A 16516-nucleotide genomic window follows, 5' to 3' on the forward strand; every position below is an offset into this window, starting at 1 on the left:
GGCGGCCCGCGAGCTCGGGGCGTCATCGAAAACGGTCCAGCTCCGCTCAGGCTGGCCGCCGCCTCGGCCTCAGAACATCCGGCCGCCGTTCGGCACGTCCTTGGACGGCACGAGCAGGACGACCTCGCCGGTCTCGTCGGGCACGCCGAGGGTCAGGACCTCGGAGCGCATCGGGCCGATCTGGCGGGGCGGGAAATTGACGACGGCGACGACCTGACGGCCGACCAGCGTCTCCGGCGCGTAATGCAGCGTGATCTGGGCGGACGACTTCTTCCGTCCGATCTCGGGACCGAAATCGATGACGAGGCGGATCGCCGGCTTGCGCGCTTCGGGAAACGGGGCAGCCTCGACGATCGTGCCGACGCGGATATCGATCTTGGTGAAGTCGCCATAGGCGATCTCCGGAGCGCGAGGTTCGGTCGTCACGGCATCAGCCCTTCGAGAGGTCGCGCGCCCGGTCGCGGGCGGCCGTGACCGCGCGCGCCATCAGCGGCGACAGGCCGTCCTTCGCCATCAAGATGTCGAGCGCGGCCTGCGTGGTGCCGTTCGGCGAGGTCACGTTGCGGCGGAGCTGGTCGGGTGCCGCCTCGGAGCGGATCATCAGCTCGCCGGCGCCGGCAACGGTGTGGCGCGCCAGCGTCATGGCGAGTTCCGGCGCGAGTCCGAGCGTCTCCCCGGCCGCGGCGAGGGCCTCGGCGAGATGAAACACATAGGCGGGCCCACTGCCCGAAACCGCCGTCACCGCGTCGATGTCGCCTTCGCTCTCCACCCAGACGACGGCACCGCTGGCCGACAGGAGCGCATCGGCCTTGGCACGCCCCGACGCGTCGACGGCGGCATTGGCAAAGCAGCCGGTGATGCCGCGTCCGATGAGGGCCGGTGTGTTCGGCATGGCGCGGATGGTCGGATGAGGCCCGAGCAGGGCCTCCAGCGTGGCGATCGTCGTGCCCGCGGCGACGGAGACGACGATCGTTCCCTCGTGCAGAACCGGCCGCAGGGGCGGCAAGGCCTCCGACACCATCTGCGGCTTCACGGCGACGACGACGATATCGAAGAGACCCTCCGGGACGATCGTGGAATGACGGATCGAACCGGCCTCGACGAGATCGGCGAGGGCCGGACCCGAATGGGGATCGACGACATGCACAGGATCGACGGACAGCCCGGCCGCTGCCCAGCCCCGCAGCATCGCGCCACCCATATTGCCGCCCCCGAGCAGGAGGATCCGGCCGATCGCGTCGGCGCTCATGCGTGGCCGACCGTCTCGAAAAGCATGCAGGCCAGCGCCTCGTCCGCGTCCTTGTTCGCCCAGACGACGAACTGGAAAGCCTGGTAGAACCGCTCGCAGGTCTCCAGCGCGATGCCCAGCATCCGCTCCGCCTGCTGGCTCGTCGGGTCGGCGCCTCCCGACAGAAGCAGCGCATGCCGGAACATGATGGCGCTCTCCTTCGGCCAGAGATCGAAATGCCCGACGAGAAGCTGTTCGTTGATCTTGGCGAGCAAGCGCAGCACCTCGACCTGACGCAGAGGCGGAACCTTCAAGTCGAAGGCGCAGCCCAGATGCAGCGCCTCGCAGGATTCCAGCCAGGAAAAGGATACGGAATAGTCGGACCAGAGGCCCGCCACCGAGACGGCGATCTCGTCATCGCAGGACCGTTCGAAGGACCAGTCGTGGCTGGATGCCACGAGTTCGATCACATCGACCGGATTGAACTGCCGCTCCAGTTCCATGTCGCCGAAATTCGCCGTCAACCCAAGTCTCCATGCCGCCTGATCGACGGGCTCGCCGGAGCCGCTCGCCGATGGATCGCCGCCGGAGGCCCGGAACGGCGGGGTCGATCGTCGAACGGACAGCGCCCGAAACGAATCACCCTTATGAATCAGTCTATAGGGAGGGATTCTTCGGCTTAAGGGGGTTTACGAAATATAAGGGTTTGCTCGTCCAGCCATCGTCTGCGCCCTGTCGCTTCGCGGCGCCTAAGCGACTCTTGGAAAAGGCGTTTCCACGATGAAAAAAGGGCGCGAATCCCGTTCGCGCCCTGTGCACAGGATGTGGATAAGTCAGAAGGAGGTCTCGGGCGCAGGTCCGGACGAAGCGGAAGACGACGCAGAGGCAGACGGCGACGCGCTCATCCGGGCCTCCAGATCGGCCAGCCGCTTCTTCAACGCCTCGTTCTCCAGACGCGCCTTGGCGGCCATGTCGCGGACCGCTTCGAACTCCTCGCGCTGGACCAGATCCATGGAGTTGATCAGTCGTTCGCCCTGCGAACGGAACACCGTCTCCATTTCGCGGCGGACCCCTTGCGCGGCTCCGGCGGCATCGGTCATCAGCCGGGCGAATTCGTCCAGCATGCGGTTGGGGGCTCGGTTGCTCATCGCCGTTTTCTCCGGGAGGGACGCTGGAGAGGGACGTAGGTGCCGCGCCCGCGCTTGGCAATGCCGCCGAGGCGTCGGCCCCTTCGCGCCGGGTCGTGCTTTTGCCGGGAAAGGGGCGGCGCTTGACGGGCGCCCAAGGGTCTGGCCATGGTCCGCCGCCGTGCGGGCTGTCGGGCTGAGACGTCGTCATCCCGGCGCGAGGAGACTTCCGAGGACCCCTGCCGATGCTCACTGCGACCCTCTTCGGCGTGCTCGCCTATCCCGAAATCGACCCGGTCTTCCTCAGTCTCGGCCCGATCCAGCTGCGCTGGTACGGCCTCGCCTACGTCGCCGGCATCATCTGCGGCTGGCTCTACGGACGCGCCCTCGTCTCGAACTCTCGGATCTGGCCGAACGGGGTCTCGCCGATCACCAAGCTCCAGATCGACGACTTCATCCTCTACATCACCGCCGGCATCATCCTCGGCGGGAGGATCGGATCGATCCTGTTCTACGACTTCGCGCGCTACACCGTCGATCCCTTCGCCATGCTGCGGATCTGGGAGGGCGGCATGTCGTTCCATGGCGGGCTGATCGGCGTGGTCATCGCCATGGCGCTCTTCGCCTGGCGCCACCGCGTGCCGCTCTGGAGCCTCATCGACGTCGTCGCGGCCTCCGTGCCCTTCGGCCTCTTCTTCGGGCGGATCGCGAACTTCATCAACGGCGAGCTCTGGGGCGCGCCCTCGGTCGTGCCCTGGGCCATGGTCTTCCCGACGGGGGGACCGGAGCCGCGTCATCCGAGTCAACTTTACGAGGCGGCCCTCGAGGGCATCGTCGTCTTCCTGATCCTCCGCCTCCTGACGCATCGCTTCAAGATGCTGCGCCGGCCGCGCTTCGTCGGGTCGGTCTTTCTCGGCCTCTATGCGCTGGCGCGGATCGCGGTGGAGTTCGTGCGCGTGCCGGACGCCCAGATCGGCTATCTCCTCGGCGGCTGGCTGACCATGGGCATGGTCCTGTCGCTGCCGATGATCGCCATCGCGCTCTGGGGGATCGCGACCGCGCGCGAGACGGCCTATGCACCGCCCGAGCCCGAGGCGGGGCGCTCCTGAACGCGCTGCATCACAGGATCGCGGCGATCGTCCGGCAGGATGGACCGATCACCATCGAGCGCTACTGGAACATCGCGCTGTTCGATCCCGAGGCCGGCTACTACACGGTTCGCGATCCGTTCGGGCGCGGCGGCGACTTCACGACGGCGCCGGAGATCAGCCAGATGTACGGCGAACTTCTCGGCGCCTGGGCTCTTTCGGCCTGGAATGCGCTCGGCCGTCCCTCGCCCTTCGTCTTCGCGGAAATGGGTCCCGGCCGCGGCACAATGATGGCCGACATGCTGCGCGTCGTCCTCCGGGTCGAGCCGGCCTTCCTGAAGGCTGCGACGATCACGCTGATCGAGGCGAGCGATCGTCTGGCGCGGCTCCAGATCGACCGCTTGTCGCGCTTCGACCTGCCCGTCCGGACCGCCCGGCGCATCGACGAGGTCGGCGAGGGACCGCTCGTCCTCCTTGCGAACGAGCTCTTCGACGCAGTCGCCATCCGGCAGTTCGTGCGGATGGGTCGCGGCTGGGCCGAGCGATGCGTCGGGCTCGGCGAGGGCGGCGAGGGCCTCGCCTTCGCGCTCCTTCCCCTTCCACCCGAAGCGGCGGCGCGGCTTCCCGACGCACCGGCGGGAACCCTCATCGAGGTCGCGCCGGCTCGGCAGGCCATCGCCGAGGCGATCGGTCGCCGGATCGCGAGGTTCGGCGGGGCGGGACTGTTCATCGACTACGGACATGACGGCGGCTTCGGCGATACGCTGCAAGCGGTCCGGTCGCATGGCTTCGTCGATCCGCTGGAGAGACCGGGCGAGGCCGACATCACGAGCCATGTCGATTTTCGCGCGCTGGCAGGAGCGTTCCGCGCCGGCGGGGCGCTCGTATCGCCGCTTTCGACGCAAGGCGACCTCCTCCTCTCCCTCGGGCTTCTGGAGCGTGCCGGACGGCTCGGCAGCGGCCGCGATGCTTCGGAGCAGGAGGCGATCCGCGTCGCCGTTCGCCGCCTCGCGGGACCCGGACCCGGCGAGATGGGCACGCTCTTCAAAGCCATCGCCGTCGCATCCGGGCCATTGGGCGTGCCCCCTTTTCCGGCGGCGGCCCCGCGTTGACTTCGCGCCGTCCGTCCACCAAGAATCCGCGCCATGTCCGATCCGACCCCGAACGAAGCCCCGCCGATCCGCGATCGCGACGTGGTGACCAGTCCCGACCTCGCGCGCGCCGACGGCGTTCGCCACGCCTTCTTCACCCGCGCAGGCGGTCTGTCCCGCGGGATCTACGCCGGTCTGAACGCCGGCGTCGGCTCGAAGGACGACGCAGCCGCCGTGCGGGCCAATCGGGCCCGTGCCGCGACCTATCTCGGCCTGCCCGGCGCTGAGATCGTGACGCCCTGGCAGGTCCACTCGCCGGACGCCGTCGCGGTGAGCGGGCCCTTCGCGGGTGAACGGCCGAAGGCCGATGCGGTGGTGACCGCGACGCGCGGTCTGCCCATCGGCGTCGTCACGGCCGATTGCGGGCCGGTCCTCTTCGCCGACGAGCGGGCCGGCGTCGTCGGCGCGGCGCATGCGGGATGGGGCGGGGCCGTCGGCGGCGTTCTGGAATCCACCATCGCGGCCATGGAAGGTCTCGGCGCGCGCCGGGGCGACATCGTCGCCGTGCTCGGACCGACGATCACGCGCGACGCCTACGAGGTCGGGGTCGACCGGCTGCAGGCCGCCATCGCCGCCGATCCCGAGGCCGAAGCCTTCTTCTTCGAGGGCCGCACCGCCGACAAGCGGCAGTTCGACCTACCCGCCTACATCCTCGCACGGCTGCGGCGAGGCGGCGTTGCCGCCAGCTTCGTCGAGCATTGCACCTATGGCGAGGAGGACCGCTTCTACTCCTTCCGCCGAACGACCCATCGCAGCGAGCCCGATTACGGGCGCCAGCTGACCGCGATCGCACTCGAGCGATAGGATCTCTCCATGCTGCATTTCTCGCCCGAGGAATTCGACGACCGCAAGACGCGGCTGCTGGCGGAAATGGCGGAGCGCAAGCTCGACGCCATGCTCCTGTTCGCCCAGGAATCCATGTACTGGCTGACGGGCTACGACACGTTCGGCTTCTGCTTCTTCCAATGCCTCGTCGTGAAGGCGGACGGCGAGATGCGGCTGATGACGCGGTCCGCCGATCTGCGGCAGGCGCGCCTCACCTCGAACCTCTCCTCGATCGTGCTCTGGCGCGACCGGGGCGGCGCCGACCCGACGATCGATCTGCGCGACCTCCTCGACGACATGGGCCTCCTCGGCGCGAAGATCGGTGTGGAATGGGCGACGCACGGCCTGACGGCATCGAACGGCCGGCTCGTGGAGACCAAGCTCGGGTCCTTCGCCTCGTTGAAGGACGCGTCCGATCTCATTCCCGGCCTGCGCGTCATCAAGAGCCCGGCGGAGATCGCCTATGTGCGCGAAGCCGCGCGCCTGGGCGACGACGCGTTCGAGGCCGCGCTCGCCGTGACGCGGGCCGGTGCCGACGAGGCGGACATCCTCCACGCCCTGCAGGGCACGATCCTGAGGGGCGGCGGCGACTATCCGGCCAATCCCTTCATCATCGGTTCGGGCGAGGAAGCCCTCCTCTGTCGCTACAAGGCGGGTCGTCGCAAGCTCTCGGCCGACGACCAGCTGACGCTGGAATGGGCCGGCGTGAAGGCCCAGTACCACGCGGCCCTGATGCGAACCGTCGTCATCGGTGCGCCGACCGCGCGCCATCTCGAGCTCTTCGAGGCCGCCCGCGAGGCGCTGGCGGCCGTCGAGGAGGTCATGCGGCCCGGCCACAGCTTCGGCGAGGTGTTCGACGCCCATGCCGGCGTGATGGAGGCGCATGAACTGGTGCGCCACCGGCTCTCGGCCTGCGGCTATTCTCTCGGGGCGCGATACGCGCCCTCCTGGATGGATCCGCAGATGTTCGTTTCCGGCAATGCCGATCCGATCCTGCCGAACATGACGCTGTTCGCGCACATGATCATCATGGATTCCGACACGAACACGGCCATGACGCTCGGACGCACCTATCTGACGACCGACGGCGCGCCCGAGCCGCTGTCCCGGCTTCCGATCGAGCTGACGATCGTCTCCTGAACCCGGTTGAGGCGGGGACGACCTTGGGAGACGTCGTGCCGGCCCCGCGATCGCGATGGAGGATGGGCCGGCGCCGCGCCTTGGTTAAGACTTCGTCCAGCCTTTCCCGCGATGAAGGTATATCGCGACGTGCATGTGGGTTCATCGCGGCGCCCCGGTGAAGGAGATGGCGATGAGATCGATCGCGGCCCTCGGCCCTTGTCTGACAGCCGGCCTCGTCGCCATCCTTCTCGCCGGCTGCACCAGCGTCGATCCGACGGCCGGCATTTCACCCTCCGCCGATATCGGCGGCGGCGGGCGGCTCGCGCCGATGGGCGGCGGTGGCGGGAGCGCCGCCGAGCCGATCGTGACCGCGTCCGTCGCTTCGGCATCTGCCTCGAACGCGACGATCGGCCCGATCCAGTTCCTGCCCGTCGTCGGCGCGCCCGCCTCCACCGTGGAGACGCTGTCGGCGGCTTTGGCGGCGGAGGCGCAGCGCGCGAATGTCGCGATCGCGCCGTCCGACGGGCCTGCGACGCCGGTGCGGTTGAAGGGCTATCTCAGCGCCATCGGCGAAGGCCGCGACACGCTCGTGATCTACGTCTGGGACGTCGTCGATCTCAGCGGCAACCGCATCAGTCGAATCCAGGGCCAGGAGCGCGCCGGCGGCGTCGGCGCGGCCGACGACCCCTGGTCGGGCGTTTCCGCAGCGGCCCTGTCCGCCATCGCCCGGCGCACGATCGGCGAGATCGCGAAGGCCGGCGCGCCGGCCTGATGATCGGCCGCCGCGCGTCTCTCCGTTCACCGTTTCGACGCATTGCAGCAAAAGTTCAGGCTCTAGCGTTTGACTCTCCGGGGGTAGTTGCTAAGAGCCCGCATCACGCCGCCCAATGCGGCAGACGACGAGGCTCGTTGTGGCAGCTCGATCTCCGGACCTCGGCGTCGTGAACCATCCTGTGACCTTCGACCCCTTCGAGGCGCGCGACATCATGTCGACGAACCGGACGAGCGAGACGCGATGAAACTGTTTGTCGGCAACTCCAATCGCCAGCTCGCAGAAGCGATCGCCAAATACCTGGAACGGCCGCTCGGCCTGGCGACCGTCCGGCGCTTCGCCGACCAGGAAATCTTCGTCGAGATCCAGGAGAACGTCCGCGGCGAGGATTGCTTCATCATCCAGTCGACCTCCTATCCGGCGAACGACCATCTGATGGAGCTCCTGATCATGACCGATGCGCTGCGACGCGCCTCGGCCAAGCGCATCACGGCGGTTCTCCCCTATTTCGGCTATGCGCGGCAGGACCGGAAGGCCGGCGGGCGCACGCCGATCTCGGCCAAGCTCGTCGCCAATCTCATCACGCGCTCGGGCGCCGACCGCGTCATGACGCTCGATCTCCATGCCGGTCAGATCCAGGGATTCTTCGACATCCCGACCGACAATCTCTTCGCGATCCCGCTGATGGCCCGTGACATCAAGGAGCATCAGGACCTCTCCAACACCGTCGTCGTCTCGCCCGACGTCGGCGGCGTGGTGCGCGCCCGCGCGCTCGCCAAGCGGATCGAGGCGCAGCTCGCCATCGTCGACAAGCGGCGCGAGCGCCCAGGCGAATCGGAGGTCATGAACGTGATCGGCGAGGTCGAGGGGCGCAATTGCATCCTCATCGACGACATCATCGATTCCGGCGGCACGCTCTGCAACGCGGCCGAGGCGCTCCTGAAGATCGGGGCCAAGAGCGTGAAGGCCTACATCACGCACGGCGTCCTGTCGGGCGGCGCCGTCGCGCGCATCTCCGCATCGATGCTGGAAGAGCTGGTCATCACCGATTCGATCCAGCCGACCAAGGCCGTCCTCGACGCCCCGAACATCCGGGTGGTGACGACCGCGAACCTTCTCGGCGAGGCGATCGCGCGCACCACGACCGAGCAGTCCGTCTCCAGCCTCTTCGACTGACCCCGGCTTGAGCGTCGTCGCGGCCTATGTCTACGCCGCAGGACGGCGGGTGCGCGAGGTCGTCTTCGACGGCCTGCAGTGCCCGGTCATGGGCGAGGGCGAATTCCTGTGGCTGGGGCTCGTTGAGCCGACCGAACAGGAACTGGAGGCGTTGCGCTGCTGCTTCGACCTTCATCCGCTCGCCTTGGCCAATGCGCAGAAGCCGCGCGCCCTGCCCCGGATCGAGATCCTGGACGACGAGATCTTCGTCCTGGCGCGAACCGTGCAGCTGAACGACGGCGCGATCGTCTACGGGCAGACCTCGATCTTCGTCGGCGACCGGCATGTCATCACCCTGCGATCGAACACGGTGCGGGGCCACACCTCGCTTCGGCAGGAGCTCGAGGCGACGCCGGCCTTCCTGAAGCACGGCGTCGACAGCGTCCTCTACGGCGTGCTCGACTTCATCGTCGACGGCTATCTCGAAACGCTGGATGCCCTGGAGGAGGACGTGCTCGGCATGGAGCGCCGGGCGCTCGACGCCTTCCTCAGCCGGGCCGAGATCGGCCGGATCTTCGACCTGCGTCGCGAGCTCGTGCGCTTCGGGCGCATCATCGGACCGATGGAGGAGGTCGCCAACCGGCTCGGCCATCTCGAGATCGGAGCCGTCGACCCGGAGATCCGGCCCTATTTCCGCGATCTCGTCGCCCAGGTCGACCGTGTCGCACGCCGTCTCGACGGGCTTCGGGAGATCCTGTCCTTCGTGCTGGAGGCCTCCAGCCTCCTCGAACAGCAGCGGCAGGGCGAGATCACCCGTCGGCTCGCCGCCTGGGCCGCGATCCTGGCCGTGCCGACCGCCATCGCCGGCATCTACGGAATGAACTTCGAGCACATGCCCGAACTCCGCTGGACCTTCGGCTATCCCATGGCGCTCGGGCTGATCTTCGGGATCGCCGGCACGCTCTTCTGGCGCTTCAAGCGGTCCGGCTGGCTCTGACGAGCCGGCCGCTTCCGATCCCAGGATGTATGCGAAGGCTCACCAGGAGCCGGGTTCCTCGATGGCCGAGGCAAGGGAGCGGTATTCGGCACAGGTCCGGCTGCCGCAGAGGACCTCGATCCGGTCGAGCTGCGCCAGCGCCAGATCGGTCTCGCCCTTGAGCGCATAGGCTTCGCCGAGATATTCGCGAACCTTCACATATGTCGGATCGAGCGACACGGACTTCAGGTAGTAGGCGATGCCCTCGTCGATGCGCCCGAGCTTGCGGGTTGCGTAGCCACGATAGTTCAGGGCCTGCGCCGTGTCCGGCTCCGCGAGCGTGTCGAGGACGTCGATCGCTTCGGCGTAGCGGCCAGCCTTGGCAAGCGCATAGGCGTAGGGCGTGAGCTCGGAGTCCGACACGGCGCTCGTCCGCTTCACGCATGTCTTGGTCTTGCCGTCGTAGACCTGGCCCTTCGCGCAGGTTTTGGTCGACCCGCTGTCGTCGCCGGCGGCCTTGGCGGGGGCAGCCGGGACGAGAAAGGACGCGAGAGAAACGAAGGCGGCGAGAACACCGGCGCGGAAGGACGGATCGAATGTCATGCGCATTGGCGGATCTCCCGGGAGGCCGGTCGGCAGCGGTCGCTGTCGGCTCATGCCCGGCTCTCAGCGAGAGGGTAGCCGTCTTGCCGACGGCGGGCAAAGGACATCTCGATGACGCAAAGACGCAGGACCATCGACGAACCGGCTTTGCGCGGCCGAGGCGCCGTCCATGGTTTGGTTGATTTTCCGGTCCGTCTCCGCTATGGCGCTCACGTCCGCGCGGACACCCTTGGAGGCAGCGCGGAGTTGAGCGGTCCCGCGGGTCCGCTTTTCGTCGTTCCGGTCCCCAGCGGGATACCGGTTCGGCATCCTCTGAACGAAACGAAGGATAGAGCCATGAGCGAGACCTACACGGTCAAGGCCGAGGCGCGCGAGAAGGTCGGCAAGGGGGCCGCCAGACATCTTCGCCGCAACGGAATGGTGCCCGCCGTCATCTACGGCGACAAGCAGGAACCCCTCCCGATCGCCGTCCCCTACAAGGAGACGTTCCTGAAGCTCCATGCCGGCGGCTTCAAGACCACGATCGCGACGATCGAACTGAACGGCAAGCAGATCAAGGTCCTTCCCAAGGACTACCAGCTCGACCCGGTGAAGGACTTCCTGATCCATGTCGACTTCCTGCGCGTCTCCGAGCGCACGGTCGTCCATGTCGCCATTCCCGTCCACTTCGAGAACGAAGACGCGGCGCCCGGCATCAAGGCGAACGACGGCGTCCTCAACGTCGCGCATCACACGGTCGAGGTCGAGTGCCCGGCCGAAAGCATCCCGGAGGCCTTCACGATCGACCTCACGGGTCTCGAGATCGGCGCGGCGATCCATGCGTCCGAGCTGAAGCTTCCCAAGGGCGTCACGCTCGTCGGCGAAGGCGACGTCGTGATCGCGACGATCGTTCCTCCGATGGCCGAAGAGGTCGACGAGGTCGAGGCGGAAACGCCCGAGACGGAAGTCACCGGCCAGGGTCCGGAAGACGACGCCGCTTCGGACGAGAAGTAAATCGAACGACAGGAGAGGCCGGGCGCCATGCTGCTCATCGTGGGTCTCGGCAATCCCGGCCCCTCCTATGCCGGACACCGGCACAATATCGGCTTCATGGCGGTGGACGAGATCCAGCGCCGGGCCGGCTTCTCCCCCTGGACGAAGAAGTTCAAGGGGGAGATATCCGAAGGTCAGATCGGGACCGACAAGGTCCTCCTCCTGAAGCCGCTCACCTTCATGAACGAGTCCGGCGCCTCGGTCGGGGACGCCGTCCGCTTCTACAAGATCGAGCCGGGCCAGGTCGTCGTCATCCACGACGAGCTCGACCTTGCCGCGGGCAAGGTTCGCGTGAAGACCGGCGGGGGCAATGGCGGTCACAACGGCCTTCGATCGATCGACGCCCATATCGGCAAGGACTATCGGCGCGTGCGTCTGGGGATCGGCCATCCCGGCTCCAAGGAGCGGGTGAACGGCCATGTCCTGTCGGACTTCCACAAGGTCGATCGCGAGTGGCTGGATCCGCTGATCGAGGCCGTGGCACGGCAGGTCGAACTGCTTAGCGCCGGCGAGGATGCGCAATTCATGAACCGCATCGCCATGGCGACCGGTTCGACCGAGCCGACCTCGGCCAAGGGATCGTCCGCACCGATGTCCGCCAAGACCACCGTCGCGAAGGCGCCCGCGAAAGGCCGCAGCCACATCCGGCAGGCGCGCAGCGATCCGCCCAAGGCCGAACCGAGCGGCGCTATGGCCGACATGCTGAAACGGCTGTTCGGCAAGGACTGACCGGAGGCCGGGCAGCGTGCATCCCGATGGCTGGCGCCGACGGTGCCCGCGCCTTCCAGCATTGACCGCGACGGCCCGGCAGACCAAACAGCGACCAACGATCTTCATCCGCGGCTCCAGCGCGGATCCTCCATTCGAAGGAACGGAAACCATGGGTTTCAGATGCGGCATCGTCGGGCTGCCCAATGTCGGCAAGTCCACGCTCTTCAACGCCCTCACCAAGACCGCCGCGGCGCAGGCCGCGAACTATCCGTTTTGCACGATCGAGCCGAACACCGGCGATGTCGCGGTGCCCGATCCGCGCCTCGGCGTGATCGCCAAGATCGGCAAGTCGGCGCAGATCGTACCGACGCGCATCACCTTCGTCGACATCGCCGGCCTCGTGCGCGGCGCCTCGAAGGGCGAAGGGCTCGGCAACCAGTTCCTCGCCAACATCCGCGAGGTCGACGCCGTGGTGCACGTGCTGCGCTGCTTCGAGGACGACGACATCACCCATGTCGAGGGCAAGATCGATCCGACGGCGGACGCGGAGACGGTCGAAACCGAGCTGATGCTGTCCGATCTCGAAAGCATCGAGCGGCGCATCACCGGCATCCGCAAGCGGGCCTCGACCAAGGACAAGGAATCGCTGGCGGTTCTACCGGTCATGGAGAAGGTCCTGGAGAAGCTTCAGGCCGGCGAGCCCGCGCGTGTCCTGCTCGACAAGCTCGACGCGGACGATCTGCAGCATCTGCGCAACCTCAATCTCCTGACGTCGAAGCCGGTCCTCTACGTCTGCAACGTCGCGGAAGCGGATGCGGCGACCGGCAATGCGCACACCGAGGCCGTGGCCGCGATGGCGAAGGCCCAGGGTGCGTCGTCGGTGATCATCTCGGCGGCGATCGAGGCCGAGATCGCTCAGCTTCCGGAAGCGGACGTGCCGGACTACATGGAGGCGATCGGACTGACGGAACCGGGCCTCGACCGGCTCATCCGTGCCGGCTACGAACTTCTCAGCCTCATCACCTACTTCACGGTCGGCCCGAAGGAAACGCGCGCCTGGACGATCGACAAGGGCTGGAAGGCGCCGAAGGCCGCCGGCGTGATCCACACCGATTTCGAGAAGGGCTTCATCCGCGCCCAGACCATCGCCTATGACGACTTCGTCGGACTCGGCGGCGAAGTGCCGGCGAAGGAAGCGGGCAAGGCGCGCGACGAAGGCAAGGAATACGTCGTTCAGGACGGCGACATCATGATGTTCAAGTTCAACAACTGAGACCGGGCTGAGGCGGGAGCGCAATCGCGGTCTCCCCTCACCTTCCGTTCGAAACGCGATATATGCTGGCTCCGAGGCCCCGTCGGGCGGAGGGATAGGCATGCAGACTTTCGAGGACTTTCCGGTGGGCGCGACGCGCCCGCTCGGCCCTTACGCGGTGACGCGCGAGGAGGTGATCGCCTTCGCCGCGGAGTTCGATCCCCAGCCCTTTCATCTCGATGACGACGCCGCGGCGGCGTCGATGCTGGGCGGTCTCTCCGCATCCGGCTGGCACACGTGCTCGATGATGATGCGGATGATGGCCGACGGGTTCATCCTTGATTCCACGTCCCAGGGTTCGCCCGGTGTGGATTTCGTCAAGTGGAAGCGGCCTGTCCGGCCCGGCGATACCTTGTCCGGTACGATGACGGTGCTGGAGGCGCGGGTCTCGCAGAAGCGTCCGACGATCGGGATCGCCAAGCTGCGCAACGACCTCGTCAACCAGAACGGCGAGCCGGTTCTCGCGTGCGAATACACCGTCATGCTGTCGACGCGCGCGGGATCAGACGCATGAGCTTCTGGGATTTGATCAAGGTCGGCGAGGCCATGCATCTGGGCTCGCATCGGTTCGAAGCCGACGACATCCGGCGTTTCGCCCGACAGTTCGACCCTCAACGCTTTCACCTCGATGCCGAGGCCGCCAAGGCTTCGGTGCTCGGCGGTCTCTGTGCGTCCGGCTGGCATACGGCGGCCGTGTTCATGCGGCTGAATGTCGATGCGACGGCAGCGGCCGTCGCGCGCTTCGTGGAGGATGGGGGTACGGCGCCGAGGCTCGGGCCGTCGCCCGGCGTGAACGAGCTGCGCTGGCTACGTCCGGTCTTCGACGGCGACACCGTCACCTTCTCGCAGACGGTCACGGCCAAGCGCATCTCCGCGACGCGCCAAGGCTGGGGCGTCCTGGAATTTCTGGCGACCGGCGCCAACCAGGACGGTGCTCCAGTCTTCTCGATGAAGGCTGCCGCCTTCATGGGGACGGATTGAGGACTGCCGGGCCGAACGGGCGACGAGACGCAACGCCAAAACGAAGAAGGGCCCCAGTCGGGGCCCTTCTTCGTTTCGAAGCGATCGATCCGGCACCTCAGTGCGGGGTGTTCGCCCAGACCTTGCGCTTGGTCAGGAACAGCAGGACCGCGAAGATGACGAGGAACACGACCGCGACGAGACCGGTCGCCTTGCGCTCGGCCAGATGCGGCTCGGCCGCCCACATCAGGAAAGCCGAAACGTCGCGGGAATACTGGTCGACCGTCTGCGGCGAGCCGTCGTCATAGGTGACCTGATCGTCGGAGATCGGCGGCGGCATGGCCAGCGCCGGGCCGGAGATGAAGTAGGGATTGTAGTAGGTGCCGGGCTGCACCACGACGCCCGCCGGCGGCTCCTGATTGTAGCCCGTGATGAGGCCGTGGATGTAGTCGGGACCGCCTTCGGCATATTGCGTGAAGATGTCGAAGACGAAGGTCGGGAAGCCGCGCTCCACCTGACGCGCCTTGGCGATCAACGAGAAGTCGGGCGGCACGGCGCCGTTGTTGGCGGCGGCAGCGGCCTCCGCGTTCGGATAGGGCGACGGGAAATAATCCGACGGGATCGCCGGGCGATCGAACATCTCGCCGTCGGCGTTCGGGGCGCGATCCTGAACCGTGTACTCGGCGGCCAAGGCCTTGACCTGATTTTCGTCGTAGCCCAGCGCTTCGAGATTGCGGAAGGCGACGAGATCCATGGAGTGGCAGGCCGCGCAGACCTCCTTGTAGACCTTGAGGCCGCGCTGGAGCTGTCCGACATCCCAGTGACCGAAGGGACCGGCAAAGCTCCAGTCGAGCTGGGCTGGATGCTTCAGCGGATAATGCTGGGTCGCGCCATGCTCTTCGGAATGCTCCGACGGGGGCACGCCGCCACCGGCAGAGCGCTGTCCGGCTTCGGCGGCGGGAGCGGCCGCCGGCGCGCTGTCGGCGGCCGGGGCAGGCGCTGCCGCCGGTGCCGCGCCCGTCGGCGTCTCCGGCGGAGTCGCGGGGGCGACCGCTTCCTGGGCGAAGGCCATGGGGCTGAAGAAGACGCCGGCCGCGAGAACGGTTGCGAGAAGTCTGTTCATGGTGATGGATCCCGACCGCAACCGTTCAGCCCTTGACGTCCGGCGAAGCCGCGGCGCCGGCCGGAACGCCCGACCCGCCCTTGTGCTTGCCGAGCACCGCCTCGGTGATCGAGGCCGGCAGCTTCTTCGGCGTCTCAATGAGGCCGAGCAGCGGAAGGACGATCAGGAAGTGCGCGAAGTAGTAGATGGTGCCGATCAGCGCGAGCGTCGGGTAGATGCCCTCCGCGGGACGCGAGCCGAGCCAGCCGAGGATCACGGCGTTGGCGGCGAAGATCCAGAAGAAGATCTTGTAGATCGGGCGATAGGAGGTCGAACGCACCCGGCTCGTGTCCAGCCAAGGCACGAAGAAGAGGACGATGATCGAGCCGAACATCACGAGCACGCCGCCGAGCTTGGAATCGATCGGGCCGACGTCGAAGGTGATGGCGCGCAGCATGGCGTAGAAGGGCAGAAAGTACCATTCCGGCACGATGTGCGCGGGCGTCTTCAGCGAATTCGCCGGGATGTAGTTGTCGGGATGGCCCATGTAGTTGGGGATGTAGAACAGGAAGTAGGCGAAGATCGCGAGGAACACGACCATCGCGAACGCGTCCTTCACCGTCGCATGCGGGGTGAAGGGAACCGTGTCCTTCGAGGTCTTGACCTCGACACCCGTCGGATTGGTCTGGCCCGTCACGTGCAGCGCCCAGACGTGCAGGACGACGACGCCCGCGATCATGAAGGGCAGGAGGTAGTGCAGCGAGAAGAAGCGGTTGAGCGTGGCGTTGTCGACCGCGAAACCGCCGAGGAGCAACTGCTGGATCGGATCGCCGATCACGGGGAAGGCCGTGAAGAAGCCGGTGATGACGGTCGCGCCCCAGAAGGACATCTGGCCCCAAGGCAGGACATAGCCCATGAAGGCGGTCGCCATCATGAGGAGGAAAATGATCACGCCGAGGATCCAGAGAACCTCACGCGGCTGCTTGTAGGAGCCGTAGTAGAGGCCGCGGAAGATGTGGCAGTAGACGGCGATGAAGAAGAAGGACGCGCCGTTGGCATGCATGTAGCGCAGGAGCCAGCCCCAGTTCACGTCGCGCATGATGCGCTCGACGGACTGGAAGGCGCCGGCGGAGGTGGCGGCGTAGTGCATGGCGAGCACGACGCCGGTCAGGATCTGCGAGACCAGGAAGATCGCGAGGATGCCGCCGAACGTATAGGCATAGTTCAGATTGCGCGGCACCGGATAGGCGACGAAGCTGTCATAGACGAGACGCGGCAGGGGAAGGCGCGCGTCGATCCAGCGCATGACGCCGGAGGTGGGGACGTAGGACGAGTGACCGCTCATGGATAAT

Annotated in this window: 19 protein-coding genes; 12 read left to right on the forward strand and 7 right to left on the reverse strand. The window is 67.0% G+C overall.

Features of this window, described 5'->3' with window-relative positions; translation table 11 throughout:
• Window positions 1–69: 69 nt before the first annotated feature.
• From ASG43_RS16790 to ASG43_RS16805, 4 genes are all read right to left on the reverse strand, one after another.
• Window positions 70–426 carry a tRNA-binding protein gene (locus tag ASG43_RS16790; RefSeq protein WP_056507595.1) on the reverse strand — a complete coding sequence of 119 codons (357 nt, stop codon included), beginning with the start codon at window positions 424–426 and terminating at the stop codon, window positions 70–72.
• 4 nt (window positions 427–430) lie between these two features.
• Window positions 431–1249, reverse strand: coding sequence for a pyrroline-5-carboxylate reductase (gene proC / locus ASG43_RS16795; protein ID WP_056507596.1), 819 nt, complete (start codon window positions 1247–1249; stop codon window positions 431–433).
• Window positions 1246–1731: a YbjN domain-containing protein gene (locus ASG43_RS16800; protein ID WP_056507871.1), complete on the reverse strand. Its 486-nt coding sequence runs from the start codon at window positions 1729–1731 to the stop codon at window positions 1246–1248. The genes proC and ASG43_RS16800 overlap by 4 nt, the downstream gene beginning before the upstream one ends.
• A gap of 330 nt (window positions 1732–2061) precedes the next feature.
• Entirely contained in the window at window positions 2062–2376 is a 315-nt protein-coding gene (locus ASG43_RS16805) for an accessory factor UbiK family protein (RefSeq protein ID WP_056507597.1), read from the reverse strand.
• 224 nt (window positions 2377–2600) lie between these two features.
• On the opposite strand from ASG43_RS16805, the gene lgt reads away from it, so the two are divergent.
• From lgt to ASG43_RS16840, 7 genes are all read left to right on the forward strand, one after another.
• Window positions 2601–3464, forward strand: a complete 864-nt coding sequence (gene lgt, locus ASG43_RS16810) for a prolipoprotein diacylglyceryl transferase (protein WP_056507600.1) — start codon at window positions 2601–2603, stop codon at window positions 3462–3464.
• Between the two features lie 164 nt (window positions 3465–3628).
• The gene (locus tag ASG43_RS16815; protein WP_244488139.1) at window positions 3629–4555 is read left to right on the forward strand and encodes an SAM-dependent methyltransferase; all 927 of its coding nucleotides are present in this window, start codon (window positions 3629–3631) and stop codon (window positions 4553–4555) included.
• Window positions 4556–4588: 33 nt separating this feature from the next.
• Window positions 4589–5398, forward strand: a complete 810-nt coding sequence (gene pgeF, locus ASG43_RS16820) for a peptidoglycan editing factor PgeF (protein WP_056507604.1) — start codon at window positions 4589–4591, stop codon at window positions 5396–5398.
• A gap of 9 nt (window positions 5399–5407) precedes the next feature.
• Window positions 5408–6559 carry a Xaa-Pro peptidase family protein gene (locus tag ASG43_RS16825; RefSeq protein WP_056507606.1) on the forward strand — a complete coding sequence of 384 codons (1152 nt, stop codon included), beginning with the start codon at window positions 5408–5410 and terminating at the stop codon, window positions 6557–6559.
• Between the two features lie 172 nt (window positions 6560–6731).
• On the forward strand, window positions 6732–7313 hold the full coding sequence (locus tag ASG43_RS16830; protein WP_156386758.1) for a hypothetical protein: 582 nt from the start codon (window positions 6732–6734) through the stop codon (window positions 7311–7313).
• Window positions 7314–7556: 243 nt separating this feature from the next.
• Window positions 7557–8489 carry a ribose-phosphate pyrophosphokinase gene (locus ASG43_RS16835; RefSeq protein ID WP_056507609.1) on the forward strand — a complete coding sequence of 311 codons (933 nt, stop codon included), beginning with the start codon at window positions 7557–7559 and terminating at the stop codon, window positions 8487–8489.
• A 7-nt stretch (window positions 8490–8496) separates the two neighbouring features.
• Window positions 8497–9465, forward strand: coding sequence for a magnesium and cobalt transport protein CorA (locus ASG43_RS16840; RefSeq protein ID WP_056507610.1), 969 nt, complete (start codon window positions 8497–8499; stop codon window positions 9463–9465).
• Between the two features lie 39 nt (window positions 9466–9504).
• Here the strand turns inward: ASG43_RS16840 and ASG43_RS16845 are convergent, their stop codons facing one another.
• A complete protein-coding gene (locus ASG43_RS16845) occupies window positions 9505–10047 on the reverse strand; it encodes a tetratricopeptide repeat protein (protein WP_056507874.1) in 543 nt (180 codons plus the stop codon).
• Between the two features lie 336 nt (window positions 10048–10383).
• On the opposite strand from ASG43_RS16845, the gene ASG43_RS16850 reads away from it, so the two are divergent.
• The 5 genes from ASG43_RS16850 (at window position 10384) to ASG43_RS16870 (ending at window position 14083) form a co-directional block, all read left to right on the forward strand.
• Complete coding sequence (locus ASG43_RS16850) at window positions 10384–11040, forward strand: 50S ribosomal protein L25/general stress protein Ctc (RefSeq protein ID WP_056507611.1); 657 nt, start codon at window positions 10384–10386, stop codon at window positions 11038–11040.
• Between the two features lie 27 nt (window positions 11041–11067).
• The gene (pth, locus tag ASG43_RS16855; protein ID WP_056507613.1) at window positions 11068–11808 is read left to right on the forward strand and encodes an aminoacyl-tRNA hydrolase; all 741 of its coding nucleotides are present in this window, start codon (window positions 11068–11070) and stop codon (window positions 11806–11808) included.
• Window positions 11809–11959: 151 nt separating this feature from the next.
• Window positions 11960–13063, forward strand: a complete 1104-nt coding sequence (ychF, locus tag ASG43_RS16860) for a redox-regulated ATPase YchF (protein WP_056507876.1) — start codon at window positions 11960–11962, stop codon at window positions 13061–13063.
• 100 nt (window positions 13064–13163) lie between these two features.
• Window positions 13164–13616, forward strand: a complete 453-nt coding sequence (locus tag ASG43_RS16865) for a MaoC family dehydratase (RefSeq protein WP_056507615.1) — start codon at window positions 13164–13166, stop codon at window positions 13614–13616.
• Window positions 13613–14083 carry a MaoC family dehydratase gene (locus tag ASG43_RS16870; protein ID WP_056507617.1) on the forward strand — a complete coding sequence of 157 codons (471 nt, stop codon included), beginning with the start codon at window positions 13613–13615 and terminating at the stop codon, window positions 14081–14083. Before ASG43_RS16865 ends, ASG43_RS16870 begins: the two co-directional genes overlap by 4 nt.
• Window positions 14084–14180: 97 nt before the next feature.
• Here the strand turns inward: ASG43_RS16870 and ASG43_RS16875 are convergent, their stop codons facing one another.
• Entirely contained in the window at window positions 14181–15185 is a 1005-nt protein-coding gene (locus ASG43_RS16875; protein WP_082491002.1) for a cytochrome c1, read from the reverse strand.
• A 25-nt stretch (window positions 15186–15210) separates the two neighbouring features.
• Window positions 15211–16509 carry a cytochrome b N-terminal domain-containing protein gene (locus tag ASG43_RS16880; RefSeq protein WP_056507619.1) on the reverse strand — a complete coding sequence of 433 codons (1299 nt, stop codon included), beginning with the start codon at window positions 16507–16509 and terminating at the stop codon, window positions 15211–15213.
• Between the last annotated feature and the right edge of the window lie 7 nt (window positions 16510–16516).

It is taken from the genome of Aureimonas sp. Leaf454, from assembly GCF_001424685.1.
Classification (GTDB): domain Bacteria; phylum Pseudomonadota; class Alphaproteobacteria; order Rhizobiales; family Rhizobiaceae; genus Plantimonas.